A 21,543-nucleotide genomic window follows, 5' to 3' on the forward strand; every position below is an offset into this window, starting at 1 on the left:
CCGCCGCGGCGGGCGTCAGGCCGGGACCACGAGCAGGGCGGCGGGCGCGCGGTGCGGGGCGACCACCCGGCCGTCGGGCAGCAGCTCGCCGGTGTCGTCGAAGACGATCGCGCCGTCGCACAGCAGCCTCCAGCCCTGCTCGGGGTGCGCGGCGACCACGTGCGGGGCGGGGGACTCGGTCCGGGGGCACGAAGGCTGGTGGGCACACATGGCGTACCTCCACATGGGGTGGGACGTCCGGATGGCCGTCGTACGAGGGGTCCGTACGAAGGACGCGTGCGAAGGCTTCGCACGCAAGGTCGTACGAAGGGTTCCGGTCGGATGTTCAGGTGAACGGTTCGTACAGACGGACCATGCTCCTCGGCGGGCAGTGATCGGAACGGCGCGCCGCGAAACGTGACAGTTCCCGGACCTCCCCGGGACGGTTCCCCGACGGCCGGTGCCGACTCGTCGCCGGAAGGTGAGGCCACGCCGCGGAGCCGCCCCGCCGGGCACCGGCGGAGGCCCGGCCCGCGACCCGAACGGGCCGGTTCGTGTCCGCTCCTCCGCGATCCCGGGCCCGACCGGGGGCGCTCGGGGAACCGGCCCCGTCCTCGGCCTGCCGCTGCCCGACTTCCACGCTGGTCGAGCACGGAGACGTGACGTGGTCCGGGACCGACGGCACGGGGCCGTGCGACGGTCCCGCGCCCGCCGGGGCCTCCGCGTGGGGTGCCGGGCCTGACGGCCGCCCCGGTTCCGGTGCGGTGCCGGAAGCCGGGAGGGCGGCCGGCGCCGGTCCTGCCGCGTCGGGCATGGACCGGTGCCCGGCGGGTTCGCCACTCTGCCCCCACGGCCCGTGTCCGTCTCACCGTGGTGCGCGTCGCCGTCCCCCGCCTCCTCCTCCTCGACGCCCTTGCCGTGCTGCTGGAGCAGGCGGAGGGCTCCCGTGCGCGGGCGGGGCGGTGCTGCTTCCGGACGGGCGGCCGGTATCGCCTGCGGATCCAGCGGGTCATGAACGACGCCGAACTCGCCGCCGTCCTCGACGACCACTACACGGCCGAGGCGCAGACCCTCACCACCGGCGCCGGGGCCAACCTGCTCGAGCTCGCCGAGCTGCGCGGCACGCTCACCCCCGAACGGGCCGCCCGCTGGGCCGAAATGCAGGCCGCCACGTGCGCACCCGCACGCTCGCCGGCCCGGACGACGACGCCCTCACCCGCGCGATCGCCGCGCTCGCCCTCCTGGGCGACCGCATTGCGGCCGTCGAGTCGGCCATCACCCGCGTGGCCGATCCCCGGCCGCCGGCCGGTCCGGCGGCGCGCCAGGCCCACCGGCCGACCCGGGCGGCGGAAGGCGGGACGGTGGACGAGGGCCCCGGCGGGACGGCGTGTCCGCACCTCACCCCGCGCCGTTCGCCACCGCCACCGCCGCCAGCTCCTCCGGAGTACGGGGAGCCGGAACGTCCTCCGGCAACAATCCCCGGGACTGCAGCAGTTGTCCGACCGCCACGCCCCACGGCAGGGTCAGTCCCGCCTCCCGCAGGAGGTCCGTGCGGGCCAGCATCTCGTCCGCCGGACCGGTGCGCGCGCCGGAGGGGGTGAGCAGGGCCGCGTCGTCGGCCCAGCGCAGGGCGAGGTCCACGTCGTGGGTGGCCATCACCACGGTGGTGCCGTTGCGGCGCAGCCCGTCGAGGGTGGCGAGCAGCCTCTCCTGGCCGTCCGGATCGAGGCCCGCGGTGGGCTCGTCCAGGATCAGCACGCGGGGCCGCATGGCGACGGCGCCCGCGATCGCGGTCCGCTTGCGCTGCCCGTAGGACAGCAGGTGCGTGGGCCGGTCGGCGAGCGCGGCGATGTCCAGGGCGTCCAGTGCCTCCGCCACCCGGGCGCGCACCTCCGCATCGGACAGGCCGAGGTTCAGCGGCCCGAACGACACGTCCTGTCCGACGGACGCGGCGAACAACTGGTCGTCCGGGTCCTGCACCACCAGCTGCACGGTCGTCCGCAGCCGGGTCAGCCCCTTGCGGTCGTAGCGCACGGGGCTGCCCTCTACGGCCAACTCGCCGGTGTGCGGCTGCAGTCCGCCGCTGAGCAGTCGCATCAGCGTCGTCTTGCCGCTGCCGTTGCGGCCCAGCAGGGCGAGCGCACGCCCCTCGCGCACCTCGAAGTCGAGGCCGGTGAGCACGGCCGGGCCGTCCTCGTACGCGAAGGACGCGCCCCGCAGGGCGACCAGCACGGGGTTGCTCATGACAGCGGCCTTTCCAGTACGAGGGTGAGGGCGGCGAGCGTCGCCAGCAGCGCGACGCTCGCGGCGGTGAAGCGGACGGACACCCGGGCCTCGGGCACCAGCACGCGCAGGGTGCCGTCGTAGCCGCGCCCGGCGAGCCCGGTCTGGAGCCGCTGGGCCCGGTCGAAGGACCGGACGAACGCGGTCGCGCCGAGCCCCGCGAGGGAACGCCAGGTCGCGGCACGGGTGGTGTGCCCGAGCCGGGCCGCCTGCGCCTCCCGGACCCGGCGCACCGAGTCCAGGAGCAGGAAGCTCATCCGGTAGGTCACGAGGGCCACGTCGACGAGCGGAGCGGGCACCCCGGCGCGGACCAGGCGCGGCAGCAGGTCCGACATGGGGGTGGTGAACGCGAACAGCAGCACGCCGAGCGAGGCGGCGGAGGTGCGCAGCAGCAGCTCACCGGCGCGCAGCGGACCGTCGTCGGCCACGGAGACGAAGCCGCCGGACCCGCCCACCTGGACGAGCAGCGTCAGCGCTCCGGTGACGCAGAAGCCCAAGGGCACCCGGTACGCCCGCCACAGCCGCCGGCCGGGCACCCCCGCCGGGCCGAGCAGCACGGCGAGCGCCGCGACCAGCACCAGCGCGGCACCGGGCCAGGGGGGCAACGAGATGGCGAGCACGGTGAGCCCCAGGCCGAGCACGGCCTTGTCCACGGGATGACGGCGACGCCAGCGGCTGCTGTGCGCCGCCGCGTCCATCGGCAGCACGGCGCCTCAGTCCCTGGACCCGGACGGGGCGCCGTCCGCCCCGTCGGCGGGCGGGACGCCGGCTCCGGAACCGGTCCGCTGCTCCTCACCCGTGCGGGGGCCGCTCCCGGGGGCCCGGGTGCCGTCCGCCGGAGTGGCGGGCGCGGCACTGCTCGGGTGGCTCGTCGCCCTGCTGCCGCCCGTTCCGGGGCCCGCCGTGGTGGAGTTCGAGTCGTCGACGACCGTCAAGGCACCACCCGTGCCCGTGCCCGTGTCGGCGGCCGGGCCGGCGCCCGTCGCCCTCGCGCCGCCGCCGGCCGTGCGGCTGCCCGCGCCGACGACCGCCTGCTCCGCGCCGTCGGTTCCCGAGCCGTGCGTCTGCGAGGCGTCCGCGTCCGGCCCCGGGACCGAGGCGTCCGTGACCGCCCCGCCCGCGGCCGCCGCGTCCTGCGCACCGGCCGCCGCCCGTTCCCGCTCGCGCAGTTCCCCCTGCCGACGCCCCCGTCGCAGGCCGAAGTAGTACGCCAGCACGCCCGAACCGATCGCCGCCTGGAGGGAGAACAGGCCCGACTCGATCTCGCCGGACGGGGGTTCGTACAGGGGCGAGAACCAGGGCTCGTAATCCGGCTCCATCTCGGTGATCGCCGTCTCGGCCTCGCCGTCCGCGCCCGTGAACGGCTCCTCCTTGTGGTCGCCGAGACCGAGGGCCAGGGGCAGCACGGCGAGCGCGACCACGGCGAGCAGCAGCAGCGCGTTGATCCTCGCGTTGCGCCTCATCGGGTCACCGCCTCGCTCGTGGCCGGCGACTTCTTCTCCGCGGCCAGCACCCCGAGCCGCGTCAGGTCCCCCTTGCTCGACTGCACGAGCATGCGCATCACCAGGACGGTCAGCAGTCCCTCGCTCACCGCGAGCGGGATCTGCGTGAAGGCGAAGATGGAGCCGAACTTGCCGAGCGCGCCCAGGAATCCGCTGGCCGGGTCGGGGAAGGCGAGCGCCAGCTGCACGCTGGTCACGCAGTACGTCGACAGGTCCGCCAGGAACGCGCCGGCGAACACCGCGGCCATCAGCGGCGCGCCGAGGCGGCGCAGCAGCCGGTAGACGCCGTACCCGGCCCACGGGCCGACGACGGCCATCGAGAAGACGTTGGCGCCCAGCGTGGTCAGCCCGCCGTGGGCGAGCAGCAGAGCCTGGAAGAGCAGGGTGATGGTGCCCAGCACCGCCATGACCGGCGGCCGGAACAGGACGGCGCCCAGGCCCGTGCCGGTGGGGTGGGAGCAACTGCCGGTGACGGAGGGCAGCTTCAGTGCCGACAGCACGAACGTGAACGCGCCCGAGGCGCCCAGCAACAGTGTGCTCTCGGGGTGTTCCCTCACCTCACGGACGAGTGAGCGGGCTCCGTGGACGACGAACGGCGCCGACGCGACGCCCCAGGCGACCGCGTGGGCGGGCGGTAGAAAACCCTCGGCTATGTGCATGGCTCAGCAGACCCTCTCCAGCACCTCGTGGATGGACGACGCGCCTTGGCCGGTCTCCTGGCTGACGGGTACCACCGCCCGTGCTCCGCCTTCCCGGGTCCGTGAGGACCCAGTGGCTGCCCGCGAGGGCCGGAACCGGACTTCCCGATCACAGTGGCGAGGGCCGCACCGGCATCACACCGGATTTCCCGTCACCAAGGCGTGGTGACAGTAGTGCCCGTTCGGGGCCGGTGACAAGCGGCCACCAGGGGCGCGCGGACGGCACCCGGCGGCTCACACCCCGGCGCACACCTGCGGACTTGACATCGCTCCCACGGCACTGCCGGGCAGGAAGAGGACGAGGTGGGGGTCACCGGGAGAAGGTTGTTGCAACTAATATGCAACAACAAATCGAAAGCAACTGTAGTGCGACAGAGATGTGAGGCCCCATGACGACCCGACGCATACGAGGCGCCGCCGTGCTGGCGGCGACCGCGGTGACGGTCACCGCCTGCTCGGCCCCGGGGGTCACCGCCGAAGGCGCCGCGTCCGCCGGTTCCGTCGTGATCGGGGTCGCCTCCGAGCCGGACACCCTCAGCCCGCTGCTCGGCTACGGCAAGGACGGCAACTCCAAGCTCTTCGACGGACTGCTCGCCCGGGACGCCCGCGGGAAACTGCGACCGGCGCTGGCGAAGGAGCTGCCCGACATCACCGACGGCGGCCGCACCTACACCTACAGGCTGCGCACGGGCGTCAGGTTCAGCGACGGCGAACCCCTCACCGCCGAGGACGTCGTCTTCACGTACCGCACGGTGCTGGACGACCGGACCAACAACGCCGCCAAGAGCGAACTGGACGCCATCGAGGACGTACGGGCGGACGGCGACCGCACGGTCGTCTTCCGGCTCAGGTACCCCTACGCCGCCTTCGCCGCGCGCACGGTGCTGCCCGTCGTCCCCGAGCACGTGGCCGGGGGACAGGACCCCGACACCGGCTCCTTCAACACCGAGCCGATCGGCACCGGACCCTACGTCCTCACCGGCTGGCGCAAGGGCGAGAAACTCACCTTCGAGGCCAATCCGGACTACTGGGGCGGCGCCCCCAAGGTGAAAAAGCTCACGATGGCGATCGTCGCCGACGACGACGTCCGCGCCACCCGGCTGCGCTCCGGCGACCTCGACGGCGCCGTCCTGCCGCCCAACCTCGCCGCCACCTTCAAGAGCGACGACGACAGGAAGACGTACCGGGCGAGGTCGTACGACTTCCGCGCCGTCACCCTGCCCACGCGCAACCCCGTCACCGGCGACACCGCGATCCGCCGCGCGCTCGACCTGGCCATGGACCGCGAGGCCATGGCCGACACGATCCTCGACGGGGCCGGCCGCCCCGCCTACGGCCCGCTGCCCCTCGACGACCCCTGGTACGCCGAGGGCATCGAACGCCCACGCGACCTCGCCCGGGCCAGGTCCCTCCTCGACGCGGCCGGCTGGAGGCCCGGCGCGGACGGCGTCCGCGTCAAGGACGGCCGCCGGGCGGCGTTCACCCTCCACTACCCCGCCGGCGACAGGATCCGCCAGGACCACGCACTCGCCTACGCCTCCGACGCGAAGCGGGCCGGCATCGACGTGCGCGTCGAGAGCGGCACCTGGGAGGTCATCGAACCCCGGATGGAGCACGACGCCGTCCTCGCCGGGTTCGGCACCGCGGGAGACCCCGACTTCGGCCTCCACACCCTGCTGCACTCCTCCCTCGCCGGCGACGGCTTCAACAACATGGCGCGCTACGCCAACCCGGCCGTCGACAAGGCCCTCGACACCGGCCGCCGCAGCCAGGACCCCGAGAAGCGCCGGGCCGCCTACGACACCCTCCAGCGGGAGCTGGTGAAGGACCCGGGCTACACCTTCCTCACCCACATCGACCACCTCTACGTCCTCGCCGACCGCTGGGACGGCCTCACCACGCAGACCGAGCCGCACGAGCACGGCTTCGCCAGTGGCCCCTGGTGGAACGTCGAGGACTGGCGGCCGAAGAAGTGAGGCCCCTGCCCCGGCGAGCGATGGCACGCCTCGTGGCACGGCGGGCGCTGGCCGCCGTGCCGGTGCTGCTCGTCGTCACCTTCGGCGCGTTCGCCCTCGCCGCCGCCTCCCCCTTCGACCCCGTCAGGGCCTACGCGGGCACCGCCGCCCTCGGCGCGGACCGGGAGACCCTGGACCGGCTGCGGGAGAACCTCGGCGTGGACCGGCCGTTCGCCGTGCGCTGGTGGGACTGGCTCACCTCCGCGCTCACCGGCGACCTCGGCCGTTCGAGCGTGATGCGGCAGCCGGTGGCCGACGTGATCGGCGAACGGCTGGTGTGGTCGGTGCTGTTGTGCGCCGTCGCATTCACCGCCGCCGTGGCCCTCGGTACGCTGCTCGGCGTCCTCGCGGCCCGCCGCCCCGGTTCCCCGCTCGACCGCACGGTCACCTCGCTCGCGTACGCGCTCGAGGCGGCGCCCGTCTTCTGGATCGCGCTGCTCGCCATCTGGCTGTTCGCCCTGCGCCTGGACGTCCTCCCGGCCGGCGGCCTCAGCGACACCGCCGGCGAACGGGTCACCCCGGGCCGGGTGACGAGCCACCTCGTCCTGCCCGCCGGGGTCCTCGCCGTCTCCCAGCTGCCCTGGTTCACGCTCTACGTCCGTCAGGGCGTCGGCGACGCACTCGCCGAGGACCCGGTGCGCGGCGCCCGGGCGCGCGGCCTGAGCGAACGCACCGTGCTGCTCGGCCACGCGCTGCGCAGCGGACTGCTGCCCGTCCTCACCCTGAGCGGCTCCCGCGTGCCCGAACTCATCACCGGTGCACTGCTGGTGGAGACCGTCTTCAGCTGGCCCGGTATCGCGGCGGCCACCGTGGAGGCGGCCACCGCGGTCGACTTTCCGCTCCTGGCCGCGCTGACGACACTCGCCACGGCCGCCGTGCTCGCCGGAAACCTGCTCGCGGACCTGCTCTACGGGCTGATCGATCCGAGGGTGGAACTCAGTGAGATGTGACCTGCCATGACCGACCGCACAGCCCACACCACAGTCGGAACCACCACGGCCGGGGCCACGGCGGACGCCACGGCCGGCACCGTGTGGCGGGGGCACGGCACCGGCCGCCGCTCCACCCACACCCTCCGGCTGCGCACGTCCGCAACCCTGCTCGCCGTCACCGTCCTGGCGGTGCTGCTGGTCCCGCCGCTGGTCCCGCTCGACCAGCAGGCCGTCGACCTGGCCGCGAAGCTCCGGCCCCCCGGTGGGGCCCACCCCTTCGGCACCGACGGCGTCGGCCGCGACCTGCTGCTGCGCTGCGTGTACGGCCTGCGGGTGTCCCTGCTGGTCGGTGTGGTGGCGGCGCTCACGGCGACCGTCATCGGCACCGCCGTGGGAGCCGCCGCCGGGGCGCTCGGCGGCCGGGCCGACCGCGCGATCATGCGGCTGGTCGACACGGTGTCGTCCGTCCCGCACCTCCTCCTCGGCATCTTCGTCGTCGCGATGTTCCGCCCGGGTGTCTGGCCGGTCGTCGTCTCGGTCGCGCTCACCCACTGGCTGTCCACCGCCCGCATCGTCCGCGCCGAGATCCTGTCGCTGCGCTCCCGCCCGTACATCGACGCGGCCGTCGCCGCAGGCGCCTCGCGGTGGCGGGTGGCCGTGCGCCACCTGCTGCCCGGGGTCCTGCCCCACGCCGGACTCGCCGCCGTGCTGATGGTGCCGCACGCCATGTGGCACGAGTCGGCCCTGTCCTTCCTCGGTCTGGGCCTGCCCGCCCACACGGCCAGCCTCGGGATCCTCGTCCAGGATGCCCGCGGCTCCCTGCTGGCGGGCCAGTGGTGGCCGACCCTCTTTCCCGGCCTGTTCCTGATCGTCCCCACCCTCGCCGTCGCCGGCCTCGCCGGAGTCTGGCGCGAACGAATCAGTCCCCGTCACCGATCGGAGGTGACACGGTGAGCGAGCGATTCCCACGGCCTGCGGGTCCGCGCCGACCGGCCCGCCGTCCCGGTCTGCCCGCCGTGCCCGCGACGGCGGCCGTCACCGGACTCGGCGCTGCCCGGCCCGTCGTTCCGGTGCTCGCCATTTCCGGGATGCGGTGCGAGGCGGCCGTTCCCCGCCGCCGATCGGGGGTGACGCCGTGAGCGAGCGATCTCCCGTGGTGGCGGGTCCGCGCCGACCGGCCCGCCGTCCCGGTCTGCCCGCCGTGCCCGCGACGGCGGCCGTCACCGAACTCGCCGCTGCCCGGCCCGTGGTTCGCGTGTTCGCCGGCTCCGGGATGCGGCGCGAGACGGCTGTACGCCACCACCGACCGGAGGTGACGCCGTGAGCGAGCGATCTCCCGTGCTGTCGGTGCGCGGACTGTCGGTGCGTTTCATGATGCCCGGCGGGGAAGCGGTCGCGGCCGTCACCGACGTCCACTTCGACGTGGCGCCCGGCGAGTGCCTCGCCCTGGTCGGCGAGAGCGGCTGCGGCAAGTCCGTGCTCGCCTCCGCCCTGCTCGGCCTGCTCCCCGCCAACGCCCGGACGGCCGGAACCGCCCTGCTGGGCGACCACCTCGACCTGCTCCACGCCGACGAACGCACCCTCGCCCGCACGGTGCGGGGCCGCCGCATCGGCCTCGTCCCCCAGAGCCCGGCTGCCCATCTCACCCCCGTGCGCACCGTCCGCTCCCAACTGGGGGAGACGGTCGCCGAACTCACCGGTGTCCGGGGGCGTGCGGCCCTGCGCGCCGCCGCCGAGGCGGCCGCCGCACGCGCCGCGTTCCCGTCGGACCACCTCGACCGCCACCCGCACGAACTCTCCGGCGGCCTGGCCCAACGCGCCGCCACCGCCCTGGCCCTGGCCGGGGACGCGCCCCTGCTGCTGGCCGACGAACCCACGACCGGGCTCGACCGAGACCTGGTGGACCGCACGGCCGACGAACTGCGCCGCCACGTGGACGCCGACGGCGGTGGCCACGCACTGCTGATGATCACCCACGACCTGAACGCCGCAGAACGCATTGCCGACCGGGTCGCCGTCATGTACGCGGGGCGCCTCGTCGAACTCACCGACGCGAACGCCTTCTTCGGCGCGCCCGGCCCCCGCCACCCGTACAGCCGCGGGCTGCTCGCCGCCCTCCCCGAGCGTGCCTTCACGCCCGTTCCCGGGATGCCCCCCGAACTCGGCGCCCTTCCCGAGGGCTGCGCCTTCGCGCCCCGCTGCGAACGGGCGACGGACATCTGCCGCGCCGTGCTCCCCCCGCCGAGGGAGGGCTTCGCCTGCCACCACCCCGCCTCCGTCCCCTGGCCGGAGGACGCCCGTGCTTGAGCTGCGCGCCATCACCGCCGGATACGACCGCCGCGCCCCCGTCGTACGGAACGCATCCCTCGCCGTCGCCCCCGGTGAGGCCGTCGGTCTGCTCGGGCCCAGCGGCTGCGGCAAGTCCACCCTCGCCCGGGTGGCCGCGCTGTTGCACCGTCCCGACGCCGGCATCCTGCTCATCGACGGCACACCCGTACGCCACTGGCGCCATCGCGCACCGCGCGGCCTGCGCATCTCCCTCGGCGTCGTCTTCCAGCAGCCCCGCCTCGCCGCGGACCCCCGGCTGCGCCTCACCGACCTCATCGCCGAACCCCTGCGTGCCACGGGCCGTCGGGGAGAGAGCGCGGACCGCGTCGCCGAACTCGCGGACATGGTCGGTCTGACGGCGGATCTGCTCACCCGAGGCCCGCACGAGGTCAGCGACGGCCAGCTGCAACGCGCCTGCCTGGCCCGGGCGCTGGTGCTGCGCCCGCGCCTGCTGATCTGCGACGAGATGACCGCGATGCTCGACGCGTCGACGACGGCCGCGCTGGTCCGGGCCGTGGAGGACTACCGCGCGGGGACGGGGGCAGCCCTGCTGGCCGTGGGCCACGACCGCACCCTGCTGACCCGCTGGTGCGACCGGACGGTCCACTGGGAGACGGTGACGGCCGCCGAGGAGAGGGCGGCCACGGCGCCGCGGCCGGTCGGGGCCGGAGTGAACACGTAGGCGCGGCGTCGGCCGGTGCGCGGCGCCGGGCCCCCGCCCGGTTCCGGCCGCCCCGGCGGTCAGCCCTCCGTACCTCCGGCGTCCTCGTCCTCGCGCTCGCCCTCGGCCTGCGACGGTGTCGTCTGCTGCGCGGGCGGGTCCGGCTGCTCGCTCTGCGGGGCGCCCTGCTCCCGCTCGCCTTCCGCCTGGGACGGCGTCTGCTCGCTCATGAGGATCTCCCTGGTCTTCGGTGTTCTCTTCGTGTGTGCCGGCCGGTCGGCCGGGGCGCGCGGACCGCGGCCGAACGGGGTCCGGTCAGCCCGAAGTACCCCGGTGGCCGTCCTCCATGTGGCGCGGGGCCTCCTTCCCGCGGGCCGCGACGCCCCGGACGGCCGTGAGCGGGCCGTGGGTGCGGGCGAGCACGCCGGGGCGGGGCGCCGGCGGGGCACCGCTGCCCGCCCGAGCAGCGGTGGACACCGGCCGGACGGCGCCGCCGGCGCCCGGCCGGCACCTGCTCGGCGAGCGGCGGGCGGCGAGCGGCCGGCGGTGACTGCGACAGCACCGCGGAACCGGTGGCCGATCGGGTGCCTGCCGGCCGGGGCGGGGTCAGCTCTCGGCGTCGGCCTCGGTGAGCGAGGCGAGGGCGGCGTCGAGACGGCGGGTGGCCTCCTCGGCGACGGATCGCAGGGCGTCGAGCTCGGTGAGCGCGACCATCGTGTTCGGGTCGAGGGCCTGCACGGCGGTGCGGTCGCCGTCGGTGCGGACGACCACGTTGCACGGCAGCAGCAGGCCGATGGAGCGGTCGGCGTCCAGGGCGCGGTGGGCGAGGGGCGGGTTGCAGGCGCCGAGGATCACGTAGTCCTCCATCTCGAGGTCCAGCTTGGCCTTGAGCGTGGCGGTGACGTCGATCTCGGTCAGGATGCCGAAGCCCTGGGCGGCGAGGGCGTCGCGGGTGCGGGCGACGGCGGTGACGAAGTCGGTGTCGAGGTGCACGGTGCGGTCGTAGCGCATGAGCGGCCTTTCCAGGTGTTCGCCCGGCCGGGTACGGGTGTCCCGTCCGGGGCGCGGTACACGGGAGGTGTTCCGCGGCAGGCCAGGGATTCCCCTGGCCGGGAAATACCCCCCAGGGTATGGTTGCTACGGTGGATCGTATACCCCGAGGGGTAATTGCTCACCGAAGGGAGTACCTCGTGTTCTTCGTCGACACGATCGAGGTGCCGGGGCTCGGCAACCGCAGCTATCTGGCGGGCGGCGAGCGGACGGCGGTGGCGGTCGACCCGCCCCGGGACATCGACCGGGTGATCGCGGCGGCGGCCCGGCGCGGAGTGCGGATCTCGTACGTCGTCGAGACGCACGTGCACAACGACTACGTCACCGGCGGCCTGGAGCTGGCCCGGGTGGCGGGCGCCGCCTACCTGGTGCCCGCGGGCGCCCGCGTCTCCTTCGAGCGGGTGCCGGTGCACGACGGCGACCGCACGGACGTCGACGCCGCGGCGGGGCTGAGCCTGCGTGCGCTCGCGACGCCCGGCCACACCCCGCACCACACCTCCTACGTCCTGGAGGAGAACGGCACGGCCGTCGCGGTGTTCACCGGCGGTTCCCTGCTGATCGGCACCGTCGGCCGCCCCGACCTGGTCGAGCCGCGGCTGACCGAGGACCTCGCCCGGGCGCAGCACGCCTCCGCGCACCGGCTGGCCGACGAGCTGCCCGAGGAGACGGTGGTACTGCCCACCCACGGCTTCGGCAGCTTCTGCTCCTCCTCCCAGGCCGAGGGCGGCAGCACCACGATCGGCAAGGAGAAGGGCGCCAATGAGGCCCTCACCCGGGACGTCGACACCTTCGTCGCCGATCTGCTGGCCGCGCTGGACGACATCCCCGCCTACTACGCGCACATGGGACCGGTGAACGCCCAGGGCCCCGGGCCCGTGGACCTGACCCCGCCCGCCGTGGCCGACGCCGAGGAGATCGCCGCCCGGCTGGCCGCGGGGGAGTGGGTGGTGGACCTGCGCAACCGCGTCGCCTTCGCGGCCGGGCACGTCTCCGGCTCGTTCAACTTCGAGGCCGAGGGACAGCTCGCCACGTACCTGGCCTGGCTGATCCCCTGGGGCAAGCCGGTCACGCTGCTCGCGGAATCCCCCGAGCAGCTGGCCGCTGCTCAGCGCGAGCTGGTCCGCGTGGGCATCGACCGCCCGGCCGCCGCCGCCACCGGTGGACCGGCCGACTGGGTGCGCGACGGCGAGGAGCCCGTCTCCTTCCCGCGGGCCACCTTCGCCGATCTGGCCCGGCGGCGCCCGGAGGGTGGCGTCGTCGTCCTGGACGTCCGCCGTGACGCGGAACGAGCGGACGGACACGTCGAGGGCTCGGTGCACATCCCGGTCCACGCGCTGCCCCGCCGTATCGACGAGGTCCCCGCGGGCGAGGTATGGGTGCACTGCGCCGGCGGAATGCGGGCCGCCATCGCCGCATCCGTGTTGCACGCCACGGGCCGCGACGTGGTGGCCGTGGACGACGCCTTCGACGCGGCAGCCCGGGCCGGACTGACCGTCCGCAAGCCGTGAGGGGCCGGACGCCGCGGCGGCCGCCGGGCCCCGCGCACCCCGACGGCACACAGGAACGAGAGACCGAGATGAACATCTTCCGCCGGGCCCGGACCGGTCCGGGCCGCGTGACCGCGCAGGAGGCGGCCGTGCGCACCGGTCACCGCAACGAGGCCGGAGCCGGTGACGCCCTGCTGCTCGACGTCCGGGAGTCCTACGAGTGGCAGGCCGGACACGCCCCGGGAGCCGTCCACCTGCCCCTGTCCGCCCTGGTCGCGGGCGCCGGGCTGCCCGAGCGGGCGCAGGCCCGGCCGCTGGTCGTGATCTGCCGTTCGGGCCATCGCTCCCGGCATGCCGCCGAACTGCTCGCCGCCCGCGGGGCCGAGGCCGTCGACGTGATCGGCGGCATGCTCGACTGGGCGGGGGCGGGGCTGCCGGTGGTCGACTCGCGCGGCGGGACCGGGACCGTCGCGTGAGTGCTCTGGTCCTCGCCCTGACCGCCGGGGCCGTCATCGGCCTGGCGCTCGGTGCCCTCGGAGGCGGTGGCAGCGTGCTGGCCGTCCCGTCCCTGATCTACCCGCTCGGTTTCAGTCCCGTCGCGGCCACCACCGCGAGTCTGGTCATCGTCGCCGTCACCTCGGCCACCGCCCTGCCGGCCCATGCCCGCGACGGTCACGTGCGATGGCGTACGGGCCTGCTGTTCGCGGCGGCCGGGACCGGTCCGGCGATGCTCGGCGGCGCGGTCGCCGGCCTCCTCCCGGGAGCCGTGCTGACGGCGGCCTTCGCAGGAGTGGCCGCCGTCGCCGCCGTCCGCATGCTGCGGCACCGCCCGCCCGCGGACACCGTCGTGTCCGTGCGTCCGGGCCGGGCCGCGGCCGCGGGGGCGGGGCTGGGCGCCGTCACCGGTGTCCTCGGCGTCGGGGGCGGCTTCCTCGCCGTGCCGGCACTCGTGGGCGTCCTCGGCATGCGGATGCGGACGGCGGTGGGCACGAGCCTGCTGGTCATCACCGTGAACTCGGTGGCCGCGCTGGCGACGCGGGCCGGAACGGTCGACTCCCTCGACTGGGCGGTCGTCGGACCGTTCGTCGCGGCCGCGGTCCTCGGTGCCTGGGACGGCAAACGGCTGGCCGCGAAGGTCTCCGGGCCCACGCTCCAGCGGGTCTTCGCCCTGGTGCTGCTGGCCGTGGCCGCCTTCATGCTGATCGACGCGGTGGTCTGATGCGCCCGAGCACTCCCGCCCGGACGGCTCCCCCGCCCGCGGCGCTCACGCCAGGGACAGGAACAGCCTCTCCAGACGCGCGCGGATCTGCTCGCCGTCCTCGCCGTTCGTGCCGCCGGACTCGATGTCCGCCACACACTGCTGCAGGCCCGTCGCGATGATCGCGAAACCTGCCCGGTCGAGCGCGCGGGAGGCGGCGGCGAGCTGGGTGACGACGTCCTCGCAGTCCCGCCCCTCCTCGATCATCCGGATGACACCGGAGATCTGACCCTGCGCCCGGCGCAGCCGGTTCAGCACGGCCTTCAGGTCCGCACCCTTCAGCTCCAGTTCCACGATCACTCCTCTGCAATACCCCTAGGGGTACAGTACGTCCTGGTTCGGGACGGCGTCGACCATTAAGGATCACACCTGCCATGAGCAACTCCCCCGCCCCCACCGTCCTCGGCACCGGCCAGGCGCACACCAGGCTGCACGAACTCACCGTCGTCGACGTGCGCACGCCCGCCGAATACGCCTCCGGCCACCTGCCCGGCGCCGTGAACGTCCCGCTGGACCACATCCGGCGGGCGCTGCCCGAGATCCGGCACGCCGCCGGGCGGGGCGACCTGCTCGTCGTGTGCGCCTCCGGGGCCCGCTCGGAGAACGCCTGCAAGCTGCTGGCCGAGCACGGCATCCCCACCGCCACGCTGGCCGGCGGCACCGGCGCCTGGGCCGCCGAGGGGCACGATCTGCACCGTCCCGCCGCATGCGACACCCGCGCGGGGTGGAGCATGGAACGCCAGGTGCGCTTCACCGCCGGGACGCTGGTCCTGCTCGGCCTCGTGCTCGGTCTGCTCGTGCACCCGGCCTTCCAGTTCCTCTCGGCCGGCATCGCGGCCGGCCTGGTGTTCTCCGCCCTGACGAACACCTGCGGCATGGCGGTGGTCCTCGGCAGGCTGCCCCACAACCGGCCCCGTGCGGCCGACCTCGACACCGCGCTCGCCGCTCTGCGCGGCCGCTGAGATCCGCCCGGCCGCGCGACCCCGGGCACCCGCTCGATGCGGGTGCCCGGGGTCGCGCGGGTGCTCCACCCGGTCCGGACGCGCCGGGTCGCGGCCCTGCCACGTGCTCAGGGCTCCAGTTCGATGCCGACCTCGGGCGGCTGGTGGAGGGTGTTGTGCACGGTGCAGTGCGAGGCCACGGCCAGCAGGGCCGCCCGGCGCTGCTCGGGAAGCTCCGGGGGCGGCACGATCACCAGGCGCACGGAGGTGACGCGGGCCGGGCGGTCGGTCGCCATGGTGAACTCCGTGCGGACCCGCAGTCCGGCGCGGGGCAGCCCGTGGCGGTGGAGATAGCGGCCGGCGTAGAAGGCGACGCAGGTGGCCAGCGACGCGGCGAACAGTTCGGTGGGGGTGGGCGCGGTGTCCGTGCCGCCCGAGTCGGCGGGCTGGTCGACCCGGAACCGGTGGCCGCGGACGTCCACGGTGTAGGCGTCCCGGTCCGCGTGGACCACCTCGAGCCGGTGCGGCTCGGCGTCCCGGGGACGGTTCGGTTCGTGGGTGTGTGCTGCGGTACCGGTCATGGCCGGAGCCCTTCTCGTCGGTGTTGCCTCGCCCTCCCAGTCGACCGCGGGGCGACGCGCCGCGCGAGGGGCGGACGGGGTGCGACGGGGCCCGCTCGGCCCTCGCGCGGGAGGCGTCGAACAGATACCCTGCGGGGTATCTGGCCGAGTGTCCCGCGGGGATACGGCTGCGTCGGACCCGCACGGTGCCCTCGGAAACCCGGACCGGCTCGGTGCTCACCTCCCGGCGGACGAGGCGTTTTCGCAAGCCGCTCCGCACGCAGGTGCGTTGACCACCTGACGCATCGTCATGCGGCACCGCGCCGCAACTCCTGCTGCTCGAGGGCCCGGTGGGGCAGGGGATGCCGCGACACCCGGCGCTCAACCATCGCCGCACGCCGGTGACGCAGGCCGTGTCGCGCCGTTCGGGCGGCCCGCGCGCTCACCTGTTCGTGGGGTTGGACCCGGTGACTCTGGCGTATCGAAACCGCCCGTGCGCTTACTGGTGATACCGACCGGGGCCGCCCATCTCCTGTCGGGGACGACGGTACGTGATGCCCGGCATCCGTCACCGCCGACAGCGGCCGCCGGAATCGGGGGAACGAGTGGCGGCCGTGACCATCCTCGATCCCCTCTGGAGGGCCACATCCATGCCTGCCACCATAACCTTGGTCACCACGTCGCCGAATCCGTCGGTCTTCGGCCAGCCGGTCACCCTGAAGGCGACCGTCATCCCGATCGGAGCGGGAACGCCGACGGGCACGGTCACCTTCACCGTCGGCGGCGGACCGGCCGTGACGGCGCCCGTCGTGGGCGGTACGGCGACCGCGACCGTCGACGACCTGCCCGTCGGCACGCACCCGGTCACCGCCACGTACAGCGGTGACGCATCCTTCACCCCGTCGACCGGCACCACCCTGCAGGCCGTCATCCAGGCGACCACCCGGACGAAGGTGACCTCCTCGCCGGATCCCTCGGCCTACGGCCAGCCGGTCACGATCACGGCGACGGTGACGCCGGTCCCGCCCGGGGAGGGCACGCCGACGGGCACCGTCATCTTCGTCATCGGCGGAGGGCCGACGCTGACGGCACCGCTGGTGAACGGAACGGCCACGGTCACCGTCAACCTGCTGAGCGTCGGCCCGCACGCCATCACCGCGATCTACGGCGGCGACGCCACCTACCTGCCGTCCTTCGGGACGGACCGGCACACCGTGCAGAGCAAGGCGCTCACCACCACGACGGTGACGTCCTCACCGGATCCCTCGGTGGTGGGTCAGCCGGTCACCTTCACGGCCACCGTGGCGCCGGACCTCCCGCAGCTGGGCACGCCCACCGGCACCGTGACCTTCTCCTTCGGGGACGGTTCGGCGCCGGTCACCGTGCCCCTCGTGGGAGGCGTGGCCACCGTGAGCCACACCTACACCGATGCCACCGGCAGCCCGTACACCGTCACCGCCGCCTACAGTGGCAACTCCAACTTCAAGCCCTCCACCGGCACCGACACCCAGACCGTGCAGCCGGCGGACACGACCACGACCGTGGTCTCCTCGCCGGATCCGTCGGTGGTGGGCCAGCCGGTGACCTTCACCGCGACGGTGTCGCCGGTGGCCCCGGGCGCCGGGACCCCCACGGGAACGGTCACCTTCACCTTCGGGGACGGTTCGGCGCCCCAGACGGTGCCTCTGGCCGGTGGCACCGCCACGGTCACCCACGCCTACACCACGACCACCGGCAGCCCCTTCACGGTGACCGCCGCCTACAGCGGTGACGGGAGCTTCACCGCGTCGCAGGGCACCGACACCCAGACCGTCGGCGTCTCGGACACGACCACGACCGTGGTCTCCTCGCCCGATCCGTCGGTGGTGGGCCAGCCGGTGACCTTCACCGCGACGGTGGCTCCGGTGGCCCCGGGCGCCGGAACGCCGACGGGTACCGTCGTCTTCGACTTCGGCGACGGTTCGCCGGCCCAGAGCGGAACCCTGGTGGACGGCACGGCGACGGTGACCCACGCCTACACCTCCGCCGGCGGCAGTCCGTTCACCGTGACCGCCACCTACGCCGGAAACGGTGACTTCACCGGCTCCTCCGGCACCGACACCCACACCGTCGACCCCTCGGCCACCACCACCACGGTCACCACCGCACCGGACCCGTCGGCGGTCGGCCAGGAGGTCACGGTCACCGCGACCGTGGCACCGGTCGCGCCCGGAAGCGGCACACCCACGGGGAACGTCACCATCGACTTCGGTGACGGCAGCCCCGCCGTGACGGTGAGCCTCGCCGGCGGGACGGCGTCGGTGACGCACACCTACACCTCGACGAGCGGCACTCCGTACGTGGTGTCGGCGACCTATGGCGGTGACGCGGACTTCGCGGGTTCGTCGGGTTCGGACACGCAGACGGTGAATGCTGCGGCGACGGAGGTGACGCTGGCGTCGGCTCCGGATCCGTCGGTGGTGGGGGAGCCGGTGACGTTCACGGCGTCGGTGGCCGCGGTGGCTCCGGGCGCGGGTTCGCCGACCGGTGCGGTCACGTTCGACTTCGGTGACGGCAGTGCTCCGCAGACGGTGCCGGTCGCGGGGGGTACGGCGTCGGTGACGCACACGTACACCAGTGCCTCGGGCAGTCCGTACACGGCCACGGCGACCTATGGCGGTGACGCGGACTTCGCGGGTTCGTCGGGTTCGGACACGCAGACGGTGAATGCTGCGGCGACGGAGGTGACGCTGGCGTCGGCTCCGGATCCGTCGGTGGTGGGGGAGCCGGTGACGTTCACGGCGTCGGTGGCCGCGGTGGCTCCGGGCGCGGGTTCGCCGACCGGTGCGGTCACGTTCGACTTCGGTGACGGCAGTGCTCCGCAGACCGTGCCGGTCGCGGGGGGTACGGCGTCGGTGACGCACACGTACATCAGTGCCTCGGGCAGTCCGTACACGGCCACGGCGACCTATGGCGGTGACGCGGACTTCGCGGGTTCGTCGGGTTCGGACACGCAGACGGTGAATGCTGCGGCGACGGAGGTGACGCTGGCGTCGGCTCCGGATCCGTCGGTGGTGGGGGAGCCGGTGACGTTCACGGCGTCGGTGGCCGCGGTGGCTCCGGGCGCGGGTTCGCCGACCGGTGCGGTCACGTTCGACTTCGGTGACGGCAGTGCTCCGCAGACGGTGCCGGTCGCGGGGGGTACGGCGTCGGTGACGCACACGTACATCAGTGCCTCGGGCAGTCCGTACACGGCCACGGCGACCTATGGAGGTGACGCGGACTTCACGGGCTCGTCGGGAACCGACACCCAGACCGTCGAAGCGGCCGGAACCACCACCACGGTCTCCACCGGCCCCGACCCCTCGGTGGTCGGCCAGCCGGTCGACATCACGGTGACGGTCGCCTCCGTGGCGCCCGGTGGCGGAACACCGACCGGAGACGTGATCGTCACCTTCGGTGACGGATCACCCGCCGAGACCGTGACGCTCGCCGGCGGGACGGCGACGCTCACCCACACCTACAACAGCACCGTGGGCAGCCCGTACACCGTCATCGCCACCTACGCCGGGAACACCGACTTCGACGCCTCCACCGGCTCCGACAGCCAGGCCGTGGACATCGCCCAGACGACCACCACGGTCACGTCGGCGCCCGACCCGTCCGTCTTCGGTGAACCGGTCACCATCAGTGCCACCGTGGCACCCACCGCGCCCGGAGCGGGCACTCCCGGCGGAACGGTGTTCTTCTCGGTCAGCGGCGGACCGGCGCTCAGCGCACCCCTGGTCGGCGGCACCGCCACGGTCGTCACCGACGCCATCGCCGTGGGCACCCGGACCGTCACCGCCACCTACGGCGGCAGCACCGACTTCGGCCCGTCCGAGGGCATCGACACCCACACCGTGAACCAGGCGTCGACGACGACCGAAGTGACGTCGGCGCCCGACCCGTCCCCGGTCGGCGTGCAGGTGACGGCCACGGCCGCGGTCACCTCGACCCCTCCCGGCGCGGGCACCCCGACCGGCACCGTCACCTTCGACTTCGGCGACGGCTCCGCACCGGTCTCCGCGGGCGTCGTGGGCGGCACGGCCACGGCGACCCACACCTACGCCACCACGGCCGGCAGCCCCTACACCATCACCGCCACCTACGGCGGGGACGGCAGCTTCACCGGCTCCTCGGACACCGACTCCCAGACGGTCGGAGCCGTGGACACCACGACCACCGTGACGTCGGCGCCGGATCCGTCGGTGGTGGGCGAGTCGGTGGCGGTGACCGCCACGGTCGCCGCGGACAACCCCGGGGCGGGGTCTCCGACGGGGACCGTGACATTCGACTTCGGCGACGGCAGCCCGGCCGCGACGGGGACCCTGGTGGGCGGTACGGCCACGGTCACCCACACCTACGCCACCACGGCCGGCAGCCCCTACACCATCACCGTCGGCTACGTCGGCAACGGGGACTTCAACTCCTCCACCGGCACCGACACCCAGACGGTGAACCAGGCCGCGACCACCCTCGGGGTGACGTCGGCCCCGGATCCGTCGGTGGTGGGCGAGTCGGTGACGGTGACCGCCACGGTGGCCGCCGACAGCCCCGGCGCGGGCACCCCGACCGGCACCGTCACCTTCGACTTCGGCGACGGCAGCCCGGCCGCGACGGGGACCCTGGTGGGCGGTACGGCCACGGTCACCCACGCCTACACCGGCGCCGCCGGCAGCCCCTACACCCTCACCGCGACCTACGGCGGGGACGCCGACTTCGCCGCTGCGTCGGGCTCGGACACCCAGACGGTGAACCAGGCCACGACCACGGCCACGGTGACGTCCGCTCCGGACCCGTCGGTGGTGGGCGAGACGGTGACGGTGACCGCCACGGTGGCCGCCGACAGCCCCGGCGCGGGCACCCCGACCGGCACCGTCACCATCGACTTCGGCGACGGCAGCCCGGCCGTCACCGAGGCCCTCACCGGCGGCACCGCGACCACGACGCACGTCTACACGGACGTGACGGGCAGCCCGTACACCATCGGCGTCTCGTACGGCGGTGACGCCGACTTCGCCGGAGACACCGCGACGGACACCCAGACGGTGAACCAGGCCGCGACCACCCTCGGGGTGACGTCGGCCCCGGATCCGTCGGTGGTGGGCGAGTCGGTGACGGTGACCGCGACGGTGGCCGCGGACAGCCCCGGCGCGGGCACCCCGACCGGCACCGTCACCTTCGACTTCGGCGACGGGTCGGGCACGGTCTCCGCGACCGTGGCGGGGGGACTGGCCACGGCCACCCACGTCTACACGGACGCGGCGGGCAGCCCGTACACCATCGGTGCGACCTACGGCGGCGACGCCAACTTCGCCGGAGACACCGCGACGGACACCCAGACGGTGAACCAGGCCGCGACCACCCTGGCGGTGGCCTCGGGTCCGGATCCGTCGGTGGAGGGCGAACCGGTGACGGTGACCGCCACGGTGGCCGCCGACAGCCCCGGCGGGGGCACCCCCACCGGGACCGTCACCTTCGATTTCGGCGACGGCAGCGGGACCGTCACCGAGACCGTCACCGGAGGAATCGCGACGACCACCCACGCGTACGCGGACGACGCCGGTAGCCCGTACACCATCACCGCGAGCTACGGCGGCGACGCGAACTACACCGGGGACACCGCGACGGACACCCAGGTGGTGGGCCCGGTCGTGTAGCAGCCGTTCCGGAGCACCCGGTCCGGCCCGGAGGAGCCGGAGGAGCGGACAGCGCCGCGCCCCTCACCGATCCGCACCGTGCGGTCGGTGAGGGGCGCGGCGGCACGTGACCGTCCGTGCGCCCGGTCCGCACGCGCCGCGACAGGCGGCCGGTGCGTGCCGGTGTGG

General features: G+C 74.3%; 19 protein-coding genes, 1 pseudogene and 1 riboswitch. Of the genes and pseudogenes, 11 read left to right on the top strand and 9 right to left on the bottom strand.

Annotated elements, in window-relative coordinates:
• Positions 1 to 15: 15 nt before the first annotated feature.
• From ACFYOV_RS08565 to ACFYOV_RS08585, 5 genes and pseudogenes are all read right to left on the bottom strand, one after another.
• The gene (locus ACFYOV_RS08565) at positions 16 to 210 is read right to left on the bottom strand and encodes a DUF5999 family protein (RefSeq protein WP_389084523.1); all 195 of its coding nucleotides are present in this window, start codon (positions 208 to 210) and stop codon (positions 16 to 18) included.
• Positions 211 to 1,377: 1,167 nt separating this feature from the next.
• The gene (locus ACFYOV_RS08570) at positions 1,378 to 2,223 is read right to left on the bottom strand and encodes an energy-coupling factor ABC transporter ATP-binding protein (protein ID WP_389084525.1); all 846 of its coding nucleotides are present in this window, start codon (positions 2,221 to 2,223) and stop codon (positions 1,378 to 1,380) included.
• Positions 2,220 to 2,969, bottom strand: coding sequence for a cobalt ECF transporter T component CbiQ (gene cbiQ, locus ACFYOV_RS08575; protein WP_389084527.1), 750 nt, complete (start codon positions 2,967 to 2,969; stop codon positions 2,220 to 2,222). Before cbiQ ends, ACFYOV_RS08570 begins: the two co-directional genes overlap by 4 nt.
• A 452-nt stretch (positions 2,970 to 3,421) precedes the next feature.
• Positions 3,422 to 3,725: pseudogene (locus ACFYOV_RS08580) on the bottom strand (energy-coupling factor ABC transporter substrate-binding protein); the annotation flags it as partial.
• Positions 3,722 to 4,423 carry an energy-coupling factor ABC transporter permease gene (locus tag ACFYOV_RS08585; protein WP_389084529.1) on the bottom strand — a complete coding sequence of 234 codons (702 nt, stop codon included), beginning with the start codon at positions 4,421 to 4,423 and terminating at the stop codon, positions 3,722 to 3,724. The gene ACFYOV_RS08585 and the pseudogene ACFYOV_RS08580, both read right to left, overlap by 4 nt.
• Before the next feature lie 29 nt (positions 4,424 to 4,452).
• A riboswitch (cobalamin riboswitch) is annotated at positions 4,453 to 4,637 on the bottom strand.
• Between the two features lie 214 nt (positions 4,638 to 4,851).
• Here ACFYOV_RS08585 and ACFYOV_RS08590 point away from each other — a divergent pair.
• The 6 genes from ACFYOV_RS08590 (at position 4,852) to ACFYOV_RS08615 (ending at position 10,419) form a co-directional block, all read left to right on the top strand.
• On the top strand, positions 4,852 to 6,438 hold the full coding sequence (locus tag ACFYOV_RS08590) for an ABC transporter substrate-binding protein (RefSeq protein WP_389084531.1): 1,587 nt from the start codon (positions 4,852 to 4,854) through the stop codon (positions 6,436 to 6,438).
• A 20-nt stretch (positions 6,439 to 6,458) separates the two neighbouring features.
• Positions 6,459 to 7,427 carry an ABC transporter permease gene (locus ACFYOV_RS08595; protein WP_389084534.1) on the top strand — a complete coding sequence of 323 codons (969 nt, stop codon included), beginning with the start codon at positions 6,459 to 6,461 and terminating at the stop codon, positions 7,425 to 7,427.
• 6 nt (positions 7,428 to 7,433) lie between these two features.
• Positions 7,434 to 8,363, top strand: coding sequence for an ABC transporter permease (locus ACFYOV_RS08600; protein WP_389084536.1), 930 nt, complete (start codon positions 7,434 to 7,436; stop codon positions 8,361 to 8,363).
• 181 nt (positions 8,364 to 8,544) lie between these two features.
• Positions 8,545 to 8,733 carry a hypothetical protein gene (locus tag ACFYOV_RS08605; protein WP_389084538.1) on the top strand — a complete coding sequence of 63 codons (189 nt, stop codon included), beginning with the start codon at positions 8,545 to 8,547 and terminating at the stop codon, positions 8,731 to 8,733.
• Positions 8,730 to 9,716: an ABC transporter ATP-binding protein gene (locus tag ACFYOV_RS08610; protein WP_389084540.1), complete on the top strand. Its 987-nt coding sequence runs from the start codon at positions 8,730 to 8,732 to the stop codon at positions 9,714 to 9,716. The genes ACFYOV_RS08605 and ACFYOV_RS08610 overlap by 4 nt, the downstream gene beginning before the upstream one ends.
• Positions 9,709 to 10,419 carry an ABC transporter ATP-binding protein gene (locus tag ACFYOV_RS08615; protein WP_389084542.1) on the top strand — a complete coding sequence of 237 codons (711 nt, stop codon included), beginning with the start codon at positions 9,709 to 9,711 and terminating at the stop codon, positions 10,417 to 10,419. The genes ACFYOV_RS08610 and ACFYOV_RS08615 overlap by 8 nt, the downstream gene beginning before the upstream one ends.
• 59 nt (positions 10,420 to 10,478) lie before the next feature.
• Here ACFYOV_RS08615 and ACFYOV_RS08620 read toward each other — a convergent pair whose 3' ends face one another.
• Both ACFYOV_RS08620 and ACFYOV_RS08625 read right to left on the bottom strand, forming a co-directional pair.
• Positions 10,479 to 10,628 carry a hypothetical protein gene (locus ACFYOV_RS08620; protein ID WP_389084544.1) on the bottom strand — a complete coding sequence of 50 codons (150 nt, stop codon included), beginning with the start codon at positions 10,626 to 10,628 and terminating at the stop codon, positions 10,479 to 10,481.
• Between the two features lie 376 nt (positions 10,629 to 11,004).
• On the bottom strand, positions 11,005 to 11,409 hold the full coding sequence (locus ACFYOV_RS08625) for a DUF302 domain-containing protein (RefSeq protein ID WP_389084547.1): 405 nt from the start codon (positions 11,407 to 11,409) through the stop codon (positions 11,005 to 11,007).
• A 179-nt stretch (positions 11,410 to 11,588) separates the two neighbouring features.
• Here ACFYOV_RS08625 and ACFYOV_RS08630 point away from each other — a divergent pair, with 179 nt between their 5' ends.
• From ACFYOV_RS08630 to ACFYOV_RS08640, 3 genes are all read left to right on the top strand, one after another.
• Positions 11,589 to 12,956, top strand: coding sequence for a rhodanese-like domain-containing protein (locus ACFYOV_RS08630; protein WP_389084549.1), 1,368 nt, complete (start codon positions 11,589 to 11,591; stop codon positions 12,954 to 12,956).
• 68 nt (positions 12,957 to 13,024) lie between these two features.
• Positions 13,025 to 13,411: a rhodanese-like domain-containing protein gene (locus ACFYOV_RS08635; RefSeq protein WP_389084552.1), complete on the top strand. Its 387-nt coding sequence runs from the start codon at positions 13,025 to 13,027 to the stop codon at positions 13,409 to 13,411.
• Positions 13,408 to 14,154, top strand: a complete 747-nt coding sequence (locus ACFYOV_RS08640) for a sulfite exporter TauE/SafE family protein (protein WP_389084554.1) — start codon at positions 13,408 to 13,410, stop codon at positions 14,152 to 14,154. Before ACFYOV_RS08635 ends, ACFYOV_RS08640 begins: the two co-directional genes overlap by 4 nt.
• Positions 14,155 to 14,199: 45 nt before the next feature.
• On the opposite strand, the gene ACFYOV_RS08645 is transcribed toward ACFYOV_RS08640, so the two are convergent.
• Positions 14,200 to 14,487 (bottom strand): metal-sensitive transcriptional regulator, encoded by a 288-nt coding sequence (locus tag ACFYOV_RS08645; protein ID WP_389084556.1) that lies wholly within the window; start codon positions 14,485 to 14,487, stop codon positions 14,200 to 14,202.
• An 80-nt stretch (positions 14,488 to 14,567) separates the two neighbouring features.
• Between ACFYOV_RS08645 and ACFYOV_RS08650 the strand changes: the two genes are divergently transcribed.
• Positions 14,568 to 15,155 carry a rhodanese-like domain-containing protein gene (locus ACFYOV_RS08650; RefSeq protein WP_389084559.1) on the top strand — a complete coding sequence of 196 codons (588 nt, stop codon included), beginning with the start codon at positions 14,568 to 14,570 and terminating at the stop codon, positions 15,153 to 15,155.
• 107 nt (positions 15,156 to 15,262) lie between these two features.
• On the opposite strand, the gene ACFYOV_RS08655 is transcribed toward ACFYOV_RS08650, so the two are convergent.
• Entirely contained in the window at positions 15,263 to 15,715 is a 453-nt protein-coding gene (locus ACFYOV_RS08655) for an OsmC family protein (RefSeq protein ID WP_389084561.1), read from the bottom strand.
• A gap of 629 nt (positions 15,716 to 16,344) precedes the next feature.
• On the opposite strand from ACFYOV_RS08655, the gene ACFYOV_RS08660 reads away from it, so the two are divergent.
• Positions 16,345 to 21,375: a beta strand repeat-containing protein gene (locus ACFYOV_RS08660; protein ID WP_389084564.1), complete on the top strand. Its 5,031-nt coding sequence runs from the start codon at positions 16,345 to 16,347 to the stop codon at positions 21,373 to 21,375.
• Positions 21,376 to 21,543 lie beyond the last annotated feature (168 nt).

Source organism: Streptomyces sp. NPDC005931, assembly GCF_042871235.1.
GTDB lineage: Bacteria > Actinomycetota > Actinomycetes > Streptomycetales > Streptomycetaceae > Streptomyces.